The sequence below is a fragment of the Verrucomicrobiia bacterium genome, assembly GCA_023953615.1.
Taxonomy (GTDB): Bacteria; Verrucomicrobiota; Verrucomicrobiia; order Limisphaerales; family JADLHS01; genus JADLHS01.
Window position 1 is genome coordinate 2229860 of the sequence record JAMLJH010000001.1, and the last position, 21513, is coordinate 2251372.

The window sequence follows — 21513 nt, forward strand, 5'->3', positions numbered from 1 at the left end:
AACTCTGAGCATGTACATCATCCAAATCGCATCTGAATGTGCGCCGGTCGCCAAAGTGGGCGGGCTGGGCGATGTGGTATTTGGTTTGAGTCGCGAGCTGGAAATTCGGGGCAACTCGGTCGAGATCATCCTGCCGAAGTATGACTGCCTGCGTTACGACCGGATTTACGGCTTGCAGCCGACGTTTAACGATCTGTGGGTGCCGTGGTATAATGGCGCGATCCATTGCACGGTTTTTTTCGGGTTCGTGGAGGGGCGGAAGTGCTTCTTCATTGACGCGCATGGCGATCACAATTTTTTCAACCGCCGCACGTTCTACGGCCAGCACGACGACGATCAGCGTTTCGCCTTCTTTTGTCGCGCCGCGTTGGAGTTCATGCATAAAAGCGGCAAGCATCCCGACGTGATCCATTGTCACGATTGGCAGACGGGCCTGGTGCCGGTGTTGCTTTATGAGCTTTACCAACCCCTGGGCCTGACGCATCCGCGAGTGTGTTACACGTTGCACAATTTACAGCATCAAGGCGTGACGCGGGAACACATCCTCCGCGCCACCGGGCTGAACCGGCCCGCGTATTTTTTTCACCCCGACCGCTTGCGGGACAATTTTAATTCCGGCGCGATCAACCTGATGAAAGGCGGCATCGTTTACTCCAACTTTGTCACCACGGTTTCACCGCGTTACCTCGAGGAGATTTTATATTCCACGCAAAACTACGGTCTCGGGCATACGCTCCACGTGCATCACCGCAAGCTGGGCGGCATTTTGAACGGGCTGGATTACAACGTGTGGAATCCGGAAACCGACCGGCATATTCCCCAGCAATACGGTCTCAACAACGTGGACGCGAAATACCTCAACAAAACCGCGTTGCGCAACCGGTTTTGGTTGCGCGATGCTTTTCGCCCCATTGTTTGCTACGTGGGCCGGCTGGATCAGCAAAAAGGTCTGCCGCTGATCGCGCACGCCATTCATTATTGTTTGCAGAACGGCTGTCAGTTTGTGTTGCTCGGCACGGCGGCCGACGCCGGGATCGCCCATCAGTTCCACGAACTGAAACGCCAATACAACGACAATCCGGATTGCCATTTGGAACTGGGATTCAATGAGGAATTGTCCCATCTGATTTACGCCGGCGCGGAAATGATCATCGTGCCGAGCCGCTTCGAACCGTGCGGACTCACGCAGATGATTGGATTGAAATACGGCACGGTGCCGATCGTGCGGGCGACCGGCGGATTGGCCGATACCATCTTTGATGCGGATTACGCACCCAAACCGTATCACGAACGCAACGGTTACACGTTCAACGATTTCAATAACGCCGGGATCGAATCCGCTCTCCATCGCGGCATTGGTTTGTGGTATTCCCATCCGCAATACTTTCGCGAACTGGTGGAGAACGGAATGCGCTACGACTACTCGTGGAATCATCCGGGGCAGCATTACCTGAATGTTTACGAATACATCTGTGACAAGTGAGTCTCCAGCTGGTTAATAGTGGAGAGTTGATGGTTGAGGGATAAAAAATATGACGTTCGCCCCTTCTGGAAGCGCCGAGGTGAGAGCGAGCGTTCAACAAATTAAAATGACCGAAACGGCCCAAATCGAAAGAGCTTGTCCCGTCTGTCAAAACGCTGCCGCGCAACCACACTGGCGCAAAGGCGATTTGCAAATCGTGCGCTGCGCCGATTGCAGCATGGTCTTCGTCAATCCTGCGCCCACCGCGATGGCCAGCGGTCAGTTTTATGATACTGAAGGTGCGGATTACTATCTTTCCCCGGCCAAGCTCGCGAGCGATTACGCGGTCGTGCGCTTCGAGCGCGAACTGCGGCTGTTGCGAAAATTTTGTCCGCACGGCGCGGTGTTGGACGTGGGCTGCGGCTCGGGCGGATTTCTTTTCCAACTCAAACAACGCTGGCCGGGCGATTACGAAATCCTCGGCACGGACGTGAGCGGCGGGCCGTTGGATTACGCGGAATCGCGTGGCGTGCCCGTGGCGCGTGGAAATTTTTTGGAGCTGAATTTCAAGAACGCTCCATTTGACGCGGTGACGTTCTGGGCTGTGGCGGAACATCTGGCCGAACCTGGACGCTTTCTGGAAAAAGCTTGCGCGCTACTCAAACCTGGCGGCTTGTGCTTCGTGCTCGTGCCGAATCTGCGTTCGCTCGCAGTGCGCTGGCTCGGCGCGAAATATCGTTACGTTTATCCACAACACTTGAATTATTTTTCTGCGTCCACGCTGGCGCGGCTTGGCGCTCGTACCGGTTTCGCGGTCGTCGCCATGCAGTTCACACATTTCAATCCGGTCGTCCTCTGGCAGGATTGGCGGGGCAGGGGACGCGATGTTTCCAACGCTGAGCGTGGTGAGTTGCTCAAGCAAACCACGGCGTTGAAACAGAAACCGTGGTTGCAACCGGTGAAATGGCTTTATGGACTGACGGAGAAGGCCCTCGGCGTGATGGGGCTGGCGGATAACCTCGTTGTTGTCTTTCGGAAGAAGTAACCACGGATGGAAAGGCAATGGCTGCAAAGGTTAGATCGTTGTAACCGTTGCAACGTATTTAACGCTGGCCAGTAAAATTCGTGTTCCTTCGTGTCCATTCGTGGTTAAAAATTCCAGCGCTTTGATTTTCAGCGGCGCGATGCAGCGTTGGCTCGGGCGCTGGCGGCCGATTCGCGTTTTCGCAACTTGGATGATCAATTAGGAGTCGCCGATTCCACACTGACCGTCTCTCCGGTTCAGGTGTTTGCGGTACGCCACGTTGCGCCTTGAGCTGCGCCATTATTTCGTTGCTGCCGCCGGCGCGTTGAGATTTACCGTCTTCGGGAGTTCGCCAAAGTGGTAATACTGATGGGTGATTCCGTCGTCGCGCACGATGACGATTCGCAATCCTGATTTGCCTTCGGCGATGGGCATGCCAACCGGGCCGGTTGTCACCGCTTCCAGGTCGCCATCGTGTCCCACCGCGTTACGATGGTAATGGCCTGAGAACAGATGCTTCACTCCTGCCGCGTGAAATAGCTGCAGATAGTGGCGACGCCGCTCGGTGGGGATGTTGAAATACTCATCCTTTTCATCCGCGCTTTTCAGAAACCAAGGATGATGCGCGAACACAACGATGTGCGCGGCGCCATTGGCGCGCGCGGTCTGGAGTTCGTGCTGCAACCAATTTTCCTGGGCAGCGGCCAGATCGGGCGCCTTTTGCGGGGAATGAATAAGCATGGAGTTCAAGGCAATGCCCACGAACCCCTCGTGCTGGAACGTAAAGTGATCCGGTTCAAGTTGATTGGTGTAAGTGGCGATGCTGGCGGCGGTGGGTTCGTTGCCAACGTCATGATTCCCCGGCAACGAGTAAACCGGAATGTCGGATGCCACTTTGCCGATGATTCGTTGGTATTCGTGAATCTGTTTTTCATTCCCCGGCTGGTTCACCAGGTCGCCGGTTACCACCACGAAAGCCGGGCGCAGGCGGTTGATCGTGGCGACGGCGAATTCCAAGTTGGCCGTTTCCTGGATAAAATCCCGGTTATCGGTGAACATGCCGAATTGCGGGTCTGACAATTGAATGAAGAAGAAAGGTTTGGCCGCCGCCAAGTGCAAGCCCGCCAGACCGAGCGCCAGGGCGATCCCGATTTTTAATTTGATCCGATTCATCAGCAGGATGATGCGTAAGGCGGACTGGTTAGGCCAGAACCGAACGCTTGCCAAGGGCGCGCGCCCCAAGGCCGCTGGCCCACTCGTCCGCGTCGTCTTGGTTGCCATTTTCACTGACCCGCGTCAAACGTCTGGAGATTTCACCCGTGTCAGTTGGCGTTGCGACGCGATATTCTTTGACCCTTGGCGCAACTTTTTTTAGTTTGCGGCGTTCAGTTTCGCGTACGAGAACAAGAATCCATGGCGTTCAACTCAGTCAAAGTTCTGTTTGCCTCTGTTTTGGGCGTAATGCCCGATCAGTATGAGGAGGTGCAAAAAGCTTGGCGCATCGCCGTGGAAAATGGTTCGCAGGACCCGTTCCTGTCGTTTCTGGCGCGGGAGCTGGGTCTGTCCGAGGATATTTTCCTCCAACGCCTGGCCGAAGGTTTGAACTGGCCGTATCTCGAACTCAACAAGCTGGCCGTCGAAAACGAGGCGCGCGGCAAAATTTCCACCAAGGTCGCGTTCCAGTACAATGTTCTGCCCGTGGCCATGAAGGACGATGCCGTTCAAGTGGTGGTCAGCAATCCGTTTGATAACGCGATGCTCAACGCGGTGCGCTTTGACGCGCACGGTCCGGTGCAGTTCGCGCTTGCGCCCAAAGCTGAAATCGAGAAGGCGCTCAAGAAATATTACGGCGTCGGGGCGGAAACGCTCGATGAGATGGGCGAGGAAATTCCGCTCGATCTGGAATTGCCGACGGACAAGGAAATCACCGAAGGCGATCAGGAGGCGAGCGTCATCAAGTTTGTCAACCAGGTGATCTGGGAGGCGTACAAGGATCGCGCCACGGATATCCACCTCGAACCGCAGGAGGACGAGCTGCGCATTCGTTACCGCATTGACGGCATTCTGCACCAAACGCCAATGCCGCCGCAGTTGAAGCGCTTTCAGGCGGCCATTATTTCGCGCATCAAGGTGATGAGCGGAATGAACATTTCCGAAAAGCGGCTGCCCCAGGACGGGCGCATCAACGTCCGCATCAAAGGCGAGGAGATTGACATCCGCGTCTCCACCGTGCCGACGGTGTATGGCGAATCGGTTTCGCTGCGGCTGCTATCGCGTGGTAAAATTTTTCTCAGTTTGGACAAACTGGGATTTGCGCCGGTGGACGAGGCGGCGATCCGGGAGATCATCGTCAAACCGCACGGCATTTTGCTCGTTACCGGACCGACCGGATCGGGGAAGTCCACCTCGCTCTACGCGATGCTTTCGACGATCAACTCGATCCAGAAGCGCATCATCACCATCGAAGAGCCGGTGGAATACGAACTTAAAGGCATCAACCAGATCGCTGTGCGCCCGGAGATCGGCCTGACCTTTGCCATGGGGCTGCGCCACATTCTGCGCCAGGACCCCAACGTGATCATGGTCGGCGAAATTCGCGATCTGGAAACGGCGGAGATTGCGATCCGCGCGGCGTTGACCGGTCACTTGGTATTCTCGACGTTGCACACGAACGACGCGCCCAGTGCGTTCACCCGGTTGATTGACATGGGCATTGAGCCGTTTCTGGTGGCGTCCTCGGTGGAAGGGATCATGGCGCAACGGCTCGTGCGCACGATTTGTCCCGTGTGCAAAATTGAGCAACAGGTGGAACGGTCCTATTTGAAAAAGATCGGTTTTCCGGAGGAATTGATTGATTCCACCAAGTTCATGCGCGGCGCGGGTTGCGAATCCTGCCGCCAGCTTGGGTATCAGGGGCGGTTGGCGATTTACGAATTGCTCGTGTTGAACGAGGCGTTGCGCCCGCTGGTGTTGAGCCGCGCGGCGTCTTCAACCATTGCGCAACGGGCGATCGAACAAGGCATGAGGACGTTGCGCGATGATGGTTGGAACAAGGTGCGCCAGGGCATTACCACCATTGAAGAAGTGCTGCGCGTGACGCAGATCGAGGAACATCTGGAATCGTTGCCCGCCCCAACCCCGCGGACCACCGTGTCCGTCTGAGGATCACCTTCATGGCCCGCTTTCATTCATGCAATGTGTTACAGAGCGCTGGAGCTGACCGGCAGGTCTGGCAGTTCCAGGCGCAGGGCGCGTTCCCGATGGTGCGGGAGCAGAAGGTCGTTGACGGAGTGCCCCTGGCTCAAGGTATGGCCGGCAAAAGTTGGCGCCAGCTCTGGCAGCCCCGGCTGAATCTTGCGTTGCTGCCGCCCGATCAGGTGTTTTTCCGGGTGGTGCATTTGCCGCCCAGCGCGCCGGCCGAACTACGTGCCATGGTGGAGCTGCAACTGGAAAAGCTTTCGCCATTACCGGTCGGACAAATTCTCTGGAGCCTGCATCCGTTGCCAACCGGCAAGGACGCGGCCGCTTCCGGTGATTTGCAAACCCTCATTGTCGTCCTGGTTGAACGCAAGGTTGTCGAGGACTTTTTGGGCACAATCGAGGCCAGCGGCTACCTCGCGGATCGCCTCGAGTTGAGCGCGTTGGATCAACTGGTCGCCACGGTCGTGGATGGCAATGGCGCGTGGATTTATCCGGAATTGACCGGTGGGCTGAACACGGCGCTGGTCGCCTGGTGGTACGACGGAAGATTGCAGAGCTTGAGTCCGGTGAATCTGCCGCCAACGGGGAATGTGGTTGGCGCGCTTAAAGAGCAACTGGAGCAAATGGCCTGGTCGGGCGAACTGGAAGGCTGGCTCACCGCGCAACCGCAATGGACGTTGGTGGCCAGTGAAGCCGCCACGCCGGTCTGGGAGAAATGGCTGCGCGACAGCTTGGAGGTGCCGGTCCGATTGATTCCCGCGCTGACGCCGATGGCTCTGGCCTCGAAGACCGCGCAACGCGCGGCGGCGGTGGAGGGGAAGGATAATCTCATTCCGCCGGAGTACGCGACGCGTTATCGCAACCAGTTTTTCGACCGGCTCTGGATTCGCGGCATGTTCGCGGTGGGCATCATCTATTTTGTGTTGGTCGCTGTTTATCTGCTGGCCGTGCGCGTGCAGGATTACCGATTGAATCAGGCCGAGCGGCAGGTGACTTCGCTGGGCGGCGCTTACACGAACGTGTTGCAATTGAAAGAGCGGTTACAGGTGTTGAAAACCCGCGAAGACCTCAAGTTTGCCGCGTTGGACTGCTGGAAAATCACCGCCGAGTTGTTGCCGGAAACCCTGACCCTGGACAGCTTTGCCTTTTCGGACGGGCGCAAGTTTTCCCTGAGCGGCAGTGCGCCGGCGGATTCCGCCGCCTCGGTGAACAAGTTTTACGGAGACATTCGCAAAGCGACACTGGCTGGCGCGCAATTGTTCGACGCCAACAAAGGCCAGCAACTCAGCACCCGCGTCGGGCCGGGCGGGGTGGTAATCTGGAATTTTAGTTTGGAACTCAACCGTACGGAGGAAGATTGAAGGAATACCTCGCCCGACTTAGCGCCCAGTTTTCCCGCCTGAGTTCGGCGGAACGCTGGTTCATCATCCTGGTCATCATCGTGGTGTTCGCGGTGGTCAATTTCGTGTTCATCTTCCCCCACTTTGGCGAGTTCGGCCGGTTATCCCGCCGGATTGGTGATGCGCGCGACAAACAGCAACGCTACGAGGATGCCATCGCGCAGACGGTCACGTTGTCCAATCAGGTCGCGAAACTGGAGGGCGCGGGCGCCGCTGTGCCGCAGGAAGATCAAGTGAACAATTTCCTCACGGCCATCCAGAACCAGGCGGTGCAGTCCGGCGTGACCATCGTGGCCAATACGCCGCAGCCGCAGCGCACGAACCAGTTCTTTCTGGAACGCATCCAATCCCTGCGCACCCAGTCCAATGAAGAACAGTTGGTGGATTTTCTCTACAGCCTCGGCGCGGGCAACTCGATGATTCGCGTGCGCGCCTTGTCGGTGCAACCGGACCCGCCACATTACGCCTTGAATGCGAGCGCGACGTTGATTGCCAGTTTCCAAAAGAAACCGCTGGCCCGTTCGTCGCCCGCTCCCGCCGCCAAGCCTGCCGCGCCGGCGTCCACCCCCACCGTCTCCAATGTTCCGCCGGCGCATCCAGCCGCGGCCAAACCCGTTCCGGCTCCCGCTCCTGCGGCTAAACCTGCAACGCCTACGAAGAAATGAAAGTGAAAATTCTACTGCCCGTTTTAGTGTGGCTATTCAGTTTTGGTGGGATGGCGCAAACGCCGCCCGCGCATTCCGCCACGCCCGCCCGCCCGACCTTGAACCGTCCGCCCGCGCGCGCACTGCCGGCCTTTCCGGCGGCAACGCCGGCCACCAACGCGGTGCCGCCGATTGTCACCGCCCCTCCGGGCACGCCGGATTTGGGCGCGATGACGTTGCGCCCCCCGGCGACGGCAGGCAGCATTACTAATCCGGATGAAATCCTTCCCGCCGGCAGCATTCAGTTTACGGCGGCGTCGCTGGATTCCGTATTGGAAATCTATGCGGAGTACGTGGGGCGCAACGTATTGCAGCCGGCCTCATTGCCCAAGGCGGAGATTGTGCTGAAGCAAACCACGCCGCTGACCAAACTCGAGGTCGTGCAAATGATCGAAGCGGCGTTGTATCTGAATCAAATTTCTCTCGTCAATGTGGGGGATAAGTTCGTCACGGTGATCCCCACGACGGAAGCGGTTAAGATTCCTGGCATCATCAACACGAACGACATTTCACAAATGCCCGACCTGGGTTCGGTGGTGACGCATGTGGTGCAGTTGAAATACAACAAACCGTCGGAAATGGTGCAGTTGCTCCAGCCTTTCGCCAGCGGCAGCGTGGCCACGCCCATCACGCCGCTCGAGGGCAGCAGCATTCTGGTGTTGCGGGACAACGTGGCCAACGTGAAGCGGATGTTGGAAATGATCGAGAAGGTGGACGTCGTGGCGGAGTCCGAGATTTTGTCCGAGGTCATTCCGATTAAATTTGCGAAAGCGGAGGAAATCGCCAGCGCTTTGAGCACCGTTGGCGGTGGCACCGCCGGGTCCATTGGCACCCGCAGCAGCTCCGGCACGACGGCTGGACGCAGCGCCGGGATGAATCGGGGCGGGATGGGCAATACCGGATTGAACAACCCGATGATGAATCAGTTGGGCACCACCGGCGCCGCGCAGAATCCCACGCCTTCGTCAAATACGTCATTTGGTGATCGCGTGCGCAGTCTGATCAACCGGGCGGCGGGCAGCGGTGAATTCACAATTTTGGGTGAGACCAAAATCATTGCCGACATCCGCTCCAACTCACTGTTGGTCTTCGCGGCCAAGCGCGATATGGACATGATCAAGGACATCATCGGCAAGCTGGACGTGGTGCTGGCGCAGGTATTGATCGAGACGATCATCATGGATGTTTCCCTGGATAACTCGTGGGCGTTCGGCGTTTCCGGCGCCCAGACGGCGCGCCAGTTTTCAGGTGATTTTTCCGGTGCGGGCGGCATGAACTTGAAGCGATTCACGGAGGTTGGCAATAACAGCAGTCCCGGCGGCACGAACGCGTTCAGCGATCTGATCGGCACCGGATTGAAGTACTTTGGTGTGGTGGATCAGGATATTTATTTGTCAATTGAAGCCGCCGCCGCGGATAACAAAATCAACGTCATTCAAAAGCCGCGCATTCAAACGTCGCACGCCACGCCCGCCTCGATTTTCATCGGTAACACGGTGCCGTACGTCACCGGCACGTATTACGGCGGTGGTTATGGCGGCGGCCCGGGGTCCTCGTATCAACAGTTGCGCGTCGGCATCGGTTTGGACGTGACGCCCTTCATCAATTCTGACGGATTGGTGGTCATGCAAATCCAGGAAACCATTGATGAAATCAGCGGGGCCACCGACATCACCGGAGTGGGCGCGGTGCCGAACACCACCAGCCGCACCTTATCCGCCGAGGTGGCGGTGAATGATCGGGAAAGCATCATGCTCGGCGGTTTCATTCGCAACTCGGACAACAAAAATAGATCCGGCGTGCCTGTGCTCAAAGACATTCCCCTGTTGGGCGCGCTGTTCCGCTCGTCGGGCAGCTCGAAGGAGCGCAAGGAATTGATGGTCTTGATGCGTCCGACGGTGTTGCGGACTCCGAGCATTGCGGCGTTGCAGGTGGAGGTGGAAAAGAAACGCCTGCCCGGAGTGGTGTCCGCCGAGAAAGAATTGGATAAAACCGAACGCGCGCTGGCGGAGCAGGAAGCCGAAGCGGAAAAACCAGGGCGTAAAAAGAAAGCTGCGCCGGTGAAGGCTAAATCCGACCATGATGCGCTGGATAATTTCACCCAACCACAGCCGTTCACCCCCGAGGACGAAATACTGCTCAACGAGCCGTCCGGCCCCACTTCGAGGTAGGCAATCCGCTCCAACGAGGCGGCTGATACGGGTGTTTCAGCGGAAATCGTTTTCGCCCCTCCACGTCGGTGGCGGCGCTTTCCATTTCGCCCGAAAGCCTTTCGTGGCTCCCTTTTTCCAAGATTCACTCCCAACGACCCGCCAGTCAGAATTTAGAATTGTGGAATTTTGGAATTGCGGACTTTGCCTTGCGTCTGCGGTAATTATTTGTAGGTTTTGTGCCGCAACGACCATTCTGGAGCCGATACGCCATGAATTTTAACTTTCCGCCCGCCGCCCGCCCCCGCTGAACCGAACTCCTCCCGACTCCGCTCATGGCTGACCTGCTGCGCTTAACTTCCTTGACGAAATCCTTTGGCGCGGTGCGGGCGTTGCGGCAAGTCTCCCTGGACCTGCAGCCGGGTGAGGTTCATGCCTTGCTGGGCGAAAACGGCGCGGGTAAATCCACCCTCATCAAGATCATCACTGGCGCGCACCAACCCGACGGCGGCACCATCGAAATCAACGGCAAGCGCCTCCGTCACCTCACTCCGGCCTTGGCGCACAAGCAGGGCATCGCCTGTATCTACCAGCAACCGGCGTTGTTTCCGGAACTCACGGTGACCGAGAATATCGGCTTGCGCCTTGAATCCGCGTCGGTGTGGCACCGGGTGAATTGGACGCGCCGCCGCGCCCGGGCCGGAGAATTATTGCAACGCATTGGCGCGGACATTTCCCCAACCGCCGAGGTGCGTTCGCTCTCCATGCCCGAACAGCAATTGGTGGAGATCGCTTGCGCCGTCGGCACGGGCGCGCGGATCGTCATCATGGATGAACCGACGGCGTCGCTCACGCAAAAGGAGCAGCGGCTGCTCTTTGCGCTGGTCAGGGAATTGCGCGCGCAAGGGGTGGGCATTATTTACATCTCCCATCGGCTGGAAGAAATTTTTGCGCTCGCGGATCGGGTGACAGTGCTGCGCGATGGCGAGAGCATCGGCACGCGTTCGGTGCGGGACTTGGACGAGGCGACGCTCATTAAACTGATGGTGGGCCGCGCGGTGGCGCACGTTTTTCCTCCCAGCGAAAGCGAACCGGGAGCGGTCCGGCTCGAATTGAAAAATTTATCCTGCGCCGCCGGTGGAGTGCATGACGTGAACCTCCAGGTGCGCGCGGGCGAAATCCTGGGCCTGGCGGGATTGGTGGGCGCGGGGCGCACGGAGCTGGCGCGCGTATTGTTTGGAATCACCCCTGCGGATTCCGGGGAAATTCATCTGGATGAGGCGCCGATTCGCATTACCTCACCGCAGGAAGCCACGGCGCACGGCATCGCTTACGTGCCCGAAGATCGGCGCCGGCACGGCATCATTTTGGAACTGCCCATCGCTCACAACATGACCATGGCCATTCACCAGCGGATTTTCCGCGGCACTTGGTTGCGGCTGGGCGCCGAGCGGCGCTTCGCTCTGGATTTCATCCGAACGCTCGACATCAAAGCCGCCGGCCCCGACGCGCCGGGCGGTTCGCTCTCCGGCGGCAACCAACAAAAGGTTTCGCTGGCTCGTTGGCTCGCCACCCGGCCGAAGTTGCTCATCCTGGATGAACCTACGCAGGGCGTGGACGTTGGCGCCAAAAGTGAAATCCACAAGATCATTCGTCGCCTGGCGCGTGAGGGTTTGGCGGTATTGATGATTTCCAGTGAACTACCGGAAATCCTCGGAATGAGCGATCAGATCGCGGTGATGCGCGGCGGCACCATCACCGCGTTGCTGCCGGGAAACGCTTCCGCTGATGCGGTCATGACCGCCGCCCTGGGAGCAAAGGAGAACTGATGAAGCGAGTTTGCCTCTATGGTTTCAAAAGTTTGCTGGCGCTGGCGCTCGGTATTGGGATGGGTCGAAGCACCACCAATCCTGAGTTTTGTTCCGTGTTTGATGCGGCGCGCGATGGCTATGATTCGATCCGGATTCCATCCATCGTTGTCGCCAAGACCGGGACGATCCTTGCCTTCGCCGAGGGACGGGCGGCCGACCGGGATCAGGCGTCCAACGATATCATCCTGAAACGCAGCGCGGACGGCGGCTTGACCTGGCAACCCGTGCAAGTGGTGGCCGATGCCGGCGCGGCTTCACTCAACAATCCCACTGCGGTGGTGGATCAGGATTCCGGGCGCGTTTTCCTGATGTACCAACTCATTCCGCAACACCTCAAGGAACACGACGCAAACATCCAGACCGGTTACACCGGCACCAACATCTTCCGTAGTTTTGTCATCTGGTCCGATGACGCGGGCGTAACCTGGTCGAAGCCCACGGACGTCACGCGCTCCACCAAACGCCCCACCGGCGCCACGACCATCGCCAGCGGCCCCGGCATTGGCATCCAATTGACGCGCGGCCCGCAGCGCGGTCGGTTGATCATTCCCTTCAATGAAGGACCGTTTTATCAGTGGAACAACTATGCGGTGTACAGCGACGATGGCGGGCAACATTGGCAATGGGGCGAAAATGTGCCCGGCGCATTCGTAACGGATGCGCAGGGGCGACGTCGCAGTCAGGTCAATGAGGTGCAAATGGTCGAACTCAGTGATGGCTCGGTGCGTTTGAACAGCCGTCCATTTGCCGGTGCCAAAGTGCGCAAAACGGCGATCAGCCGTGACGGCGGCCAGACGTGGTCGCCAGTGACGGACGTGCCGGCGCTGCGCGATCCCAGTTGCAACGCCAGTGTATTGCGTTACTCGTTCGATGATGCTCAAGGCGCGGGGCGACTGCTATTCAGCGGCCCGGACAGCGATCAACGCCGCAACGGCACTCTTCATGTCAGTTACGATGACGGGGCCACCTGGCCACGCCGACGGACCTTTGTGCCCGATGGATTTGCCTACAGCGTCTTGACCCGTCTGCCGGATGGCCAGATCGGTTGTCTGTTCGAACCCAACGATGCCAGACGCATTTTGCTGGCGCGAATTCCGTTGGCCTGGATCGAGCCGGTCAGTGTGGATCAAACGCCTTCGACTCAAACGCCGAAATCGGCGCCGTCGCCATGACCAAAACGAAACTCAATTTACGCGACTGGTCGGCCGCCATCGTGCTGGGCGTTTTGCTTCTGTTGCTAGCGGTGGTTGCTCCGGCGTTTTATCAGCCGCAGCCGCAGCTCTCGTTGCTGGCGCGCGAAGCGCCTTCGCTGGTGGTGGCCTGCGGCGCGGCGTTGATCATCGTCTGCCGCCAGATTGATATTTCGGTCGGCTCACAATTCGCCGTGTGCAGCGTGGCCGCGGGATTGTTGGCTACGCAAGGTCTGTCGCTGCTCCTGGTCGTGCCGCTTGCAATTGTCATTGGCGCCGGCTTGGGGGCGATCAATGGCGTGCTGGTGGCGGGGCTGCGCTTGCCCTCCATCGTGGTCACGCTCGCCACCTTGGTCACGTGGCGCGAGGGATTGCGCTGGTGGCGTCAGGGACAATTCGTGGACCTGCCCGAAGGCACGCAATGGCTGGGATTAAGCCAGGCCGCCGGCCAATGGACCTTGATCAGCGTGGCGGTGGGGTTACTGCTCGCGCTGGCTTGGGCAACCAAGCATCTGAGTCTGGGGCGTTTCATTTACGCGGTGGGCAGTGACGCTGAAGCGGCGCGCTTGTCCGGCATCCGCCCGCAGATGGTGACGTTCCTGGTGTTTGTGCTGATGGGCGCGTTGGTGGGGCTGGCGGCGGTGATGAACCTGGTGCAATCCCCGCAAGTGGACCCGAAATCCGGCTCGGGTTTAGAGTTGAAAGTCATCGCCGCCGTCGTGGTGGGGGGCGTGGAAATCACGGGAGGCCGGGGCAAACTTTGGGGCGTGCTGGCCGGGCTGCTGTTGCTGGCGTGCATTGGCCCCGCTTTGACGCATCTGCATATCGAAGCGTATTGGGAAAAAGCCATTCAAGGCGGCATCATTTTACTGGCCGTCGTCGCCGATGGCCTGCGCCATCGCCAGTAACCGTTCACCACTGAAAGCCATGAACCGATCGGAAATCAAAGCCACGCTGCTGCGCCACGAAACCGTGCTGCTGCTGGTCGTGGTGTTGGAGTGGTTTTATTTCAACTCGGTCGGGCCGCGCTTCGGTTCGCTGGATAACACCTTCGATCTGCTGCGCCACTCGGTGGAAATCGGACTGTTGGCCCTGGCCATGACGCCCATTATTCTGACCGGCGGAATTGATCTCTCGGTCGGTTCCTTGCTTGGGTTGTGCGCGGTTCTGTTTGGCAAATTCTGGCGCGACGCAGGTCTGCCCATTCCTCTGGCCGCCGCCATGACGATAGTTTGTGGCGCGCTGGCCGGCGGACTGAACGCGGTGCTGATCGCGCACTGGCGGTTGCCTTCGCTGATTGTCACCCTGGGCACGTTCTCGTTGTTTCGCGGTCTGGCGGAAGCGCTCACCCGGGGCGCGGACACTTTCACCAACTTTCCCGCTTCGTTCCTTTTCCTGGGGCAGGAACATTGGTTGGGCGTTCCCGCGCAAGCGCCTTTGTTCATCCTGGTGGCGGTGGGCATCTGGCTGCTGGTGCATCGCACCACGTTCGGACGATCCTTTCGCGCCATCGGTTACGCGCCGGAAGGAGCGCGCTACGCCGGGTTGCCCGTCGCGCGGCGACTGGCGTTCGTTTACGTGCTGGCGGGGATCATCGCGGCCATCGCCGCCGTCATTTACACGGCGCGACTCGGCCAGGCCAAAGCCGACGCGGGCACGGGTTATGAACTGTTGGCAATCACGGCGGTGGTTCTCGGCGGCACGAGTATTTTCGGCGGCAGCGGCACGGTGCATGGCACCCTGCTGGGTACCGCCGCGATCGCCATTCTGAACAACGGACTGGTCCACGCCCGGCAGCCCCGTGAAGTGGCCGGAATGTTGACCGGTCTGCTGCTGATCCTCGCCCTGGCCGGATCCAGCTTGCCTAAAATACTGGCGCAACGCTGGCCGCGCCGCCAAAATGCCCTTGTAAAATGAACAGTTCGAACTTGAAAAAAATTTTTTCGCTTTTGGCACTGACCAGTCTGGGTTTCCTGGTGGGTTGCGGAAAAAGCTCCGACTCCGGCAACCGCTCCGCCAATGCCGGCACCAAAAAAGTTTCCATCGCCCTGATGCCCAAATCGAAGGGGAACGCGTATTTCATTTCCTGCAAAAAGGGTGCGGATCAGGCCGCGCAGGAACTCGGCGTGGATTTGTTATTCGATGGTCCAACGGATCCCGATCCCGCCAAGCAAAATGAAATCGTGGAGAACTGGATCACAATCGGCGTGGACGTGATCGCCGTGGCCTGTGAAAACCGCGAGGGCATTTCCACCGCTCTGCGCCGCGCCAAAAGTAAGGGCATCAAAGTGATTACTTACGACGCGGACGCGCAACCCGACGCGCGGGATTTCTTCGTCAATCAAGCCACTCCCGAAGGCATTGGCTTCACCCTGATGGATGAAGCGGCGCGCTTGTGCGGCGGCGAAGGCGAGTTCGCCATCATCACCGCCAGCCTGACCGCGGCGAACATGATCGAATGGCAGAAATACATTGAAGCGCGTCGGGCCAATAAATATCCGCGCATGCAGATGATCGCGTTGCGCCCCTGCGATGATCTCAAGGACAAAGCGCAAAGCGAAGCGACCGCGCTGCTCAGCGCCAATCCGAATTTGAAATGTATCATGGCGATTTGTTCCCCGGCGGTGCCTGGCGCCGCGGAAGCCGTGAAGCAGGCCGGCAAAGCGGGTCAGGTGCAGGTGCTCGGCCTGGGCCTGCCCAACGAGAATCGGCGTTACGTTCACGAGGGAGTGACCGCCAGTGTGATTTTGTGGAACACCGAGCATCTCGGCTACCTTACCATCTACGCCGCCAACGCCCTGGCGCAAGGCACACTGAAACCGGGCACGCCATCTCTTCAGGCGGGCGCGTTGGGTGAATTTTCCATCGCCGGCGACAACATTTTGCTGGGCAAACCCACCATCTTTAACCGGGACAACATTGACCAATTCGATTTCTAAGTGAGTGAAGGGCAACCGCTGGCTTGAGCGGCTGCCGCTTCGGCAGGGATCATCCCAAGACATAACTTCGCGCTGCTTCCTCGCCCAGCGTCGGGCACTTGCCTGGCGTAATAACCAGCCGCGACCTTCGTGGCCCGCCACGTTCGCTGGCCGCCCCGGCGGGAGTTGGCGTGGACAATTTGGCCGCATCGCCTATCCTGCGCGGCGCTATGGCAGTCGCGCAGTCGAAATCATCACCCACGCCGCACGAGCTGGGTTACTTCATGCCGGCGGAATGGACGCCGCATCGCGCCACCTGGATCGGGTGGCCGCATAACGCCTCGGATTGGCCGGGTAAAATCGGCGCCATCCGCTGGGTTTATGGCGAAATGGTCCGCAAGATCACGCAGGGCGAGGATGCGCGCATTCTCGTGCGGCATCCGGCCGAGGCGGAACTGGCCACCAGCTATCTGCAACGCGCCCACGCGAATTTGAAACGCGTTCACTTTGTGGTGCATCGGACCAATCGCGGCTGGACGCGGGACAGCGGCCCGATTCATCTCGTGCGCCAGCGCGGCAAGCGCCGGGACAAGGCCATCGTGCATTTCCATTTCAACGGTTGGGCCAAATACCACAATTGGAAACTGGATACCCGGGTGCCGGAAACAGCAGCGCAAATTCTGAAACGCCCCCTCTTCGACGCGCGCTGGGAGGGACGCCCGTTCGTCATGGAAGGCGGCGGCATCGAGTTGAACGGCGCCGGCACGCTCATCACCACCGAGGAGTGTTATCAACATCCAACAATCCAGGTGCGCAATCCCGGCATGACCAAGGCGGACTATGCGGCGACGTTCAAACGATACCTGGGCGTCTCCAACGTGTTGTGGTTGAGTCGCGGGCCGGTGGGCGATGATACGCACGGGCACATTGACGACGTCTGCCGGTTTACGAATCGGAAAACTTTGGTGCTGATCAAAGAAACCAATCGGCGCGACGCGAACTATCGGCCGCTGGCAGAGAACTGGGAGCGCGTGCAGGACTTCCGGCTGGAAGACGGCTCGAAACCCGAAGTGGTGGCGTTGCCCATGCCCGCGCCGTTGTGGTGTGACGGCGTCCGGCTGCCGGCCAGTTACGCTAATTTCTACATCAGCAACGCGCAGGTGATCGTGCCGACGTTCAACGATCCGAACGATCGGGTGGCGCTGGGCATTTTGGGCGAGTTGTTCCCGGACCGTCCGGTGGTCGGCATTCACGCGGTGGATTTGGTGTGGGGCTTTGGGTCGCTGCATTGTTTGACTCAACAAGAACCGGCTTGAGCGCGTGACCACATGGCGCGTTCCCTTGCCATCGGGCGCTTACGCTTCTAGCTTTTGATCGTGCAGGTTTCCGAGCACATTCGCAAAAAGCTCAGTCAAGTGCCGCACCGACCGGGCGTGTACCTGCACAAGGACCGGTTCGGTACGGTGATCTACGTCGGCAAGGCGCGCGACTTGCGCAAGCGGGTCAGTCAGTATTTTCACCCGTCGCGCCGGCTCGGCTGGGACTTGAAATTCAACGCGCTGGTGGAGGCCATTCACGACTTCGACGTGCATGTGGTGCGCAGCGAACCGGAAGCGTTGCTGCTGGAAAGCAAGCTCATCAAGGAATTTCATCCGCGCTTCAACGTCAGTCTGCGCGATGATAAACGCTTTCTTCTGTTGAAGGTGAATCTCAACGACCCCATTCCCAACTTCGTGTTCACGCGACTGAAGAAGGACGATGGCGCGCGTTACTTCGGCCCGTTCGTCAACTCAACGGCGGCGCGCAACACGCTGGCGCTGGTGCGCCGCCAATTCAATCTGCGCGGCTGCCGGGCGTTTACACCGAACGAAACGGACTACAAACATTGCCTCTACGCGCATTTGAAATACTGCACGGCCCCGTGCGTCGGCAACGTGACGCGTGAGCAATATCTCGAACAGGTCCGGGCCGCGTGCGACTTCCTCGCGGGCCAGTGCGAGGACATGAAATCGCAACTGGAAACTGAAATGCGCCAGGCGGCGCGGGCGCAGGAGTTCGAGCGAGCGGCGGAGTTGCGGGATTTGCTGCAGGATTTGGAACGCACGACGAAGCCGGAAAAATCGTTCGCCCGCGTGCCGTATTCGCTGCCGCTGGCCATCCACCCCGAAGCCGATTTGCAAGCGCTGGCTCAGGTGCTGGGGCTGCCGCAGCCGCCGCGGCGCATTGAAGGTTTCGACATTTCCAACATCAGCGGCACGTTCAAGGTGGCTTCGCTGGTCAGTTTCAAAAATGGCCGTCCAGACCGCGCCAACTATCGGCGCTTCAAAATCAAATCGGTCGTGGGACAGGACGATTTCGCGAGCATGGCGGAAGTAATTCACCGGCGCTATAAACGCCTCCTCGACGAAGCGCATCCGCACGCGCCCGCCGAATCTCAGGTGGCTGCGGATGCCGAGGGCGGCGCGCGGATCGTTTCCGAACTGCAGCAGATGATTGATGCGACCAGCCGCCGGGTGAAACGACAATTGCGCGCCCGGCCTCAATCGTCGGCAAAACCTCCGTCACCGGAATCGCCTCCAGGCGACCAGACGGAAGCCGACTCGCACCTGCCGGATTTGATTTTGGTGGATGGCGGCAAAGGGCAATTGCACGCGGCCCGGGAGGAACTGGAGAAACTCGGATTGCAACACATTCCGCTTATCGGTTTGGCCAAGGAATTCGAGGATATTTATCGTCCCGGCGCGAGCCAGCCGCTGCGGCTGGGACTGGATCATCCGGCGGTGAAATTGTTACAGCGCATCCGGGATGAATCGCATCGGGTGGCCAATTCCTACAACGCGCAACTGCGGCTCAAAAAAATTTCCGAAAGCATTCTTGATGAATTTCCCGGCATCGGCGAGCAACGCAAAGCCGCGTTGCTGAAAAAGTTTGGTTCGGTGCAGCGACTCAAAATCGCTACAACGGAACAGATCGCCGCCGTGCCTGGCTTTGGCAGTAAAGCGGCGGCGGAATTAAAAGCGTTTCTCGCCGCGCGCACGGTACTGCCCACTCAGGAACTTCCCGAAGCCGCCACCGACCACCAATCCTCGGCCTCATAATCTCTCGGCCACATTACCCATGAAAACCCGAGGGTAAAGGTCCTGTTCAGCCGCGTGATGTTGGCCGTCGGGAAAGTGGCGGATATGCGCAAGACGGTATAAATCGCCGGTAATCCTATCCGGCTGCGTCCGGGTAAAATCACCGCTTGAGGGGTGCAAGCAGAGTGGTATTCTCGCCAACGCCCTTTCGCGCAATTTTTATGACGAAACAAGCCATATCGCCCGCCTCAACGACGAGGCGGTGGGTAAAACTGGGGTTGGTTGCGACAAGCATCCTCCTGGCAGGTGGGATCTGGAGCGCTTGGGAATTTTGGTATCGCCAACCCACCGGCAGCGGCCCAGCGGGACCTGCTGTGGACGCCGTCGCATTTCAGGAAACTTGGACGACCAGATCCGTGCTTTTGATTGGTTTGGGAGATAGCATCACTGCGGGGCTTGGCGCCCGCAAAGGCTATTCGTATTTCGACCGCTTGTTGGAAAACCCTGACGATGAATGGCCGGATTTGACTGACATCAACTTACGCAAAGTTTTTCCGAACCTGGAATCTACCAATCTCGCCATGTCTGGAAGCACCTCCCTCGACCACCAACGCCGGCAGTTGCCCCGGCTGCCAGCCGGAGATTCCAACACACTCGCCATTGTGGTTTTCACCACGGGCGGAAATGATCTTATTCACGACTATGGCCGCAGCGAACCCAGGGAAGGAGCAATGTTCGGAGCTTCCTGGGAGCAGGCGCAACCGTGGATTGTAAATTTTGCCGCACGGCTTGAGCAAATGCTGGACGAGATAACGGCGCGGTTTCCGGGCGGTTGCGAAATTTTTCTGGCTGATATTTATGACCCCACGGACGGCACGGGCAGCGCTCGTCGTGTCGGGCTTCCTTCATGGCCGGATAGCTTGCGGATTCATTCCGCCTATAACGAAATCATTCACACGGCAGTGGCGCGGCGGGAAAATGTTCATCTCGTGAATCTGCATGAACCATTTCTCGGACATGGCCTCGGTTGTCGCCGTATCTGGAGCCAGCACTATCGTCGTGATGATCCGCACTACTGGTTCTGGATCAATCTGGAAGATCCCAACGAACGTGGTTACGACGCCATTCGTCGTTTGTTCCTACTCACGATGAGCGAGACAAGGCACAGGCTTCGATAGGAAATTCTTCCTTTTGCATTTCTCCTCGCAGTCGGATTTTTTCCAAGCTCCGTCAGGAGTGAAACCTTTGTAGTGGAGACGACCAAAAACATTTCAAGCCCCGGAGCGGCTAAATATGCCGCTCCTGAATGGAGCTGGGGAATTGTTTGCGTTCGGTTCTACAAAACCGCCCCGATGGGGCTGTCGCGACTGCGGTGGGATCCTCCGCTGCTTTCAGGTGAAGAAAACGATTCTTTTGCCAGAGCCGCAATATGGAATTCAGACGCGGAGGGATTCCCGTTTGACTTGCCGGGGAGCGGGGTTCAACCTCGCAATCAGTTTTGAGCTATGAAGCTTGCATCTTTTTTCCGAATAACCCGACTGACCAAGCATGGTCTGCTACTCGTCGCGTTCAGCGGATGGATGCTGTCTCCATCTTCCGTTGCTCAAGACCAATCGGGGCGCAACCTTATCTTTGGCCGTGAGGGCCGGGTGGGAACAGGTGGACCCACCAGCGATCAAGCGAAGAAAGTTCTCCAGCAGCGTATTCAGGAACAATCCGAAGGTCAGGCTACGCTTTTTGGATTTCGACATATCACAACCAGGCCGCTGGATTTGGAAATCAGCGGAAAACAAGCCTACGCAGTGGAATTTGAAGCGGGCGTTGAATTCGCTGCTCCTTGCCAGTGGGCGAGCCGATATCAAGGCAGACCGTTGACGTTTGTCTTGCTCAAACTTGAATCAAGCCTTCGCAACCCCGATCCACGGAATCTCATCGAAGTGAAGGAAAGAGGTGGGCGATATGTCATGCAAGGTTACGCTTTATTCACTCCGGCTTCGGATGGATGGGTTGTGGCCGGCTTTGGGCAAACGACTCGACCGGTTCTGCAATCCGTTGTCCCGGATGAAACGAGCGCCGCCTGTGTGGCTCAACTGAAACAAATTGGTCTGGCGTTTCGCATGTGGGCGGCGGATCACAACGACAAGTTTCCATTTAACACCAGCACCGGGGCCGGTGGCACGCAAGAGCTTTGCTCGCGTGGGGGTGATGGATTTGATGCAAGCGCGTCAGTTCATTTCCAAGTTATGTCGAATGAACTGAACAGCCCCAAAATTCTCGTCTGTCCTGCCGATACTGCGAAACATCCAGCAACGGATTTTCGACAACTTCAAGCTGTCAACGTCAGCTACCTGGTGCGTTCGGGAGCGAAGATTGATGAGACCAATCCCGAAGAGATTCTCGTTCGCTGCCCGGTTCATGGCCATGTTGGCTTGTGTGATGGGAGTGTAAAGCAGGCTTCGGGGAAGCGGGATTAGCCGAACTGCCTTTAGTAAGTTGATTGGTGTTACGCGGCAAAA

Annotated in this window: 16 protein-coding genes; 15 read left to right on the top strand and 1 reads right to left on the bottom strand. The window is 58.4% G+C overall.

What is annotated here, in order from left to right; all coding sequences use genetic code 11:
- Window positions 1–10: 10 nt before the first annotated feature.
- Both M9920_09325 and M9920_09330 read left to right on the top strand, forming a co-directional pair.
- Window positions 11–1483, top strand: coding sequence for a glycogen synthase (locus M9920_09325; GenBank protein MCO5052491.1), 1473 nt, complete (start codon window positions 11–13; stop codon window positions 1481–1483).
- Between the two features lie 106 nt (window positions 1484–1589).
- Window positions 1590–2507, top strand: coding sequence for a class I SAM-dependent methyltransferase (locus tag M9920_09330; protein MCO5052492.1), 918 nt, complete (start codon window positions 1590–1592; stop codon window positions 2505–2507).
- 279 nt (window positions 2508–2786) lie between these two features.
- On the opposite strand, the gene M9920_09335 is transcribed toward M9920_09330, so the two are convergent.
- Window positions 2787–3659 (bottom strand): metallophosphoesterase, encoded by an 873-nt coding sequence (locus M9920_09335; protein MCO5052493.1) that lies wholly within the window; start codon window positions 3657–3659, stop codon window positions 2787–2789.
- A gap of 240 nt (window positions 3660–3899) precedes the next feature.
- Here M9920_09335 and M9920_09340 point away from each other — a divergent pair, with 240 nt between their 5' ends.
- The 13 genes from M9920_09340 (at window position 3900) to M9920_09400 (ending at window position 21471) form a co-directional block, all read left to right on the top strand.
- Window positions 3900–5648 (top strand): GspE/PulE family protein, encoded by a 1749-nt coding sequence (locus tag M9920_09340; protein MCO5052494.1) that lies wholly within the window; start codon window positions 3900–3902, stop codon window positions 5646–5648.
- Between the two features lie 35 nt (window positions 5649–5683).
- Window positions 5684–7048, top strand: coding sequence for a hypothetical protein (locus tag M9920_09345; protein MCO5052495.1), 1365 nt, complete (start codon window positions 5684–5686; stop codon window positions 7046–7048).
- Complete coding sequence (locus tag M9920_09350; GenBank protein ID MCO5052496.1) at window positions 7045–7752, top strand: hypothetical protein; 708 nt, start codon at window positions 7045–7047, stop codon at window positions 7750–7752. Before M9920_09345 ends, M9920_09350 begins: the two co-directional genes overlap by 4 nt.
- Window positions 7753–7802: 50 nt before the next feature.
- Window positions 7803–9962 carry a hypothetical protein gene (locus M9920_09355; GenBank protein ID MCO5052497.1) on the top strand — a complete coding sequence of 720 codons (2160 nt, stop codon included), beginning with the start codon at window positions 7803–7805 and terminating at the stop codon, window positions 9960–9962.
- A gap of 314 nt (window positions 9963–10276) precedes the next feature.
- Window positions 10277–11770: a sugar ABC transporter ATP-binding protein gene (locus M9920_09360; protein MCO5052498.1), complete on the top strand. Its 1494-nt coding sequence runs from the start codon at window positions 10277–10279 to the stop codon at window positions 11768–11770.
- Window positions 11770–12984, top strand: a complete 1215-nt coding sequence (locus M9920_09365; GenBank protein ID MCO5052499.1) for a glycoside hydrolase — start codon at window positions 11770–11772, stop codon at window positions 12982–12984. Before M9920_09360 ends, M9920_09365 begins: the two co-directional genes overlap by 1 nt.
- Window positions 12981–13910: an ABC transporter permease gene (locus M9920_09370; protein MCO5052500.1), complete on the top strand. Its 930-nt coding sequence runs from the start codon at window positions 12981–12983 to the stop codon at window positions 13908–13910. Before M9920_09365 ends, M9920_09370 begins: the two co-directional genes overlap by 4 nt.
- Window positions 13911–13929: 19 nt before the next feature.
- Window positions 13930–14919, top strand: a complete 990-nt coding sequence (locus M9920_09375; protein MCO5052501.1) for an ABC transporter permease — start codon at window positions 13930–13932, stop codon at window positions 14917–14919.
- Window positions 14916–15941, top strand: a complete 1026-nt coding sequence (locus M9920_09380; GenBank protein ID MCO5052502.1) for a substrate-binding domain-containing protein — start codon at window positions 14916–14918, stop codon at window positions 15939–15941. Before M9920_09375 ends, M9920_09380 begins: the two co-directional genes overlap by 4 nt.
- A gap of 209 nt (window positions 15942–16150) precedes the next feature.
- On the top strand, window positions 16151–17236 hold the full coding sequence (locus M9920_09385; GenBank protein MCO5052503.1) for an agmatine deiminase family protein: 1086 nt from the start codon (window positions 16151–16153) through the stop codon (window positions 17234–17236).
- 60 nt (window positions 17237–17296) lie between these two features.
- Window positions 17297–19018 (top strand): excinuclease ABC subunit UvrC, encoded by a 1722-nt coding sequence (locus tag M9920_09390; protein ID MCO5052504.1) that lies wholly within the window; start codon window positions 17297–17299, stop codon window positions 19016–19018.
- A 395-nt stretch (window positions 19019–19413) separates the two neighbouring features.
- On the top strand, window positions 19414–20175 hold the full coding sequence (locus M9920_09395; protein ID MCO5052505.1) for an SGNH/GDSL hydrolase family protein: 762 nt from the start codon (window positions 19414–19416) through the stop codon (window positions 20173–20175).
- 327 nt (window positions 20176–20502) lie between these two features.
- A complete protein-coding gene (locus tag M9920_09400) occupies window positions 20503–21471 on the top strand; it encodes a hypothetical protein (protein ID MCO5052506.1) in 969 nt (322 codons plus the stop codon).
- Window positions 21472–21513: the final 42 nt, after the last annotated feature.

Bases quoted from the DNA above. Each gene is read 5' to 3' on its own strand.
- M9920_09370 (MCO5052500.1), top strand. From the start codon at position 12,981: ATGACCAAAACGAAACTCAATTTACGCGACTGGTCGGCCGCCATCGTG.
- M9920_09375 (MCO5052501.1), top strand. From the start codon at position 13,930: ATGAACCGATCGGAAATCAAAGCCACGCTGCTGCGCCACGAAACCGTG.
- M9920_09325 (MCO5052491.1), top strand. From the start codon at position 11: ATGTACATCATCCAAATCGCATCTGAATGTGCGCCGGTCGCCAAAGTG.
- M9920_09355 (MCO5052497.1), top strand. From the start codon at position 7,803: ATGGCGCAAACGCCGCCCGCGCATTCCGCCACGCCCGCCCGCCCGACC.
- M9920_09380 (MCO5052502.1), top strand. From the start codon at position 14,916: ATGAACAGTTCGAACTTGAAAAAAATTTTTTCGCTTTTGGCACTGACC.
- M9920_09385 (MCO5052503.1), top strand. From the start codon at position 16,151: ATGGCAGTCGCGCAGTCGAAATCATCACCCACGCCGCACGAGCTGGGT.
- M9920_09330 (MCO5052492.1), top strand. From the start codon at position 1,590: ATGACCGAAACGGCCCAAATCGAAAGAGCTTGTCCCGTCTGTCAAAAC.
- M9920_09360 (MCO5052498.1), top strand. From the start codon at position 10,277: ATGGCTGACCTGCTGCGCTTAACTTCCTTGACGAAATCCTTTGGCGCG.
- M9920_09365 (MCO5052499.1), top strand. From the start codon at position 11,770: ATGAAGCGAGTTTGCCTCTATGGTTTCAAAAGTTTGCTGGCGCTGGCG.
- M9920_09340 (MCO5052494.1), top strand. From the start codon at position 3,900: ATGGCGTTCAACTCAGTCAAAGTTCTGTTTGCCTCTGTTTTGGGCGTA.
- M9920_09400 (MCO5052506.1), top strand. From the start codon at position 20,503: ATGAAGCTTGCATCTTTTTTCCGAATAACCCGACTGACCAAGCATGGT.
- M9920_09335 (MCO5052493.1), bottom strand. From the start codon at position 3,659: ATGAATCGGATCAAATTAAAAATCGGGATCGCCCTGGCGCTCGGTCTG.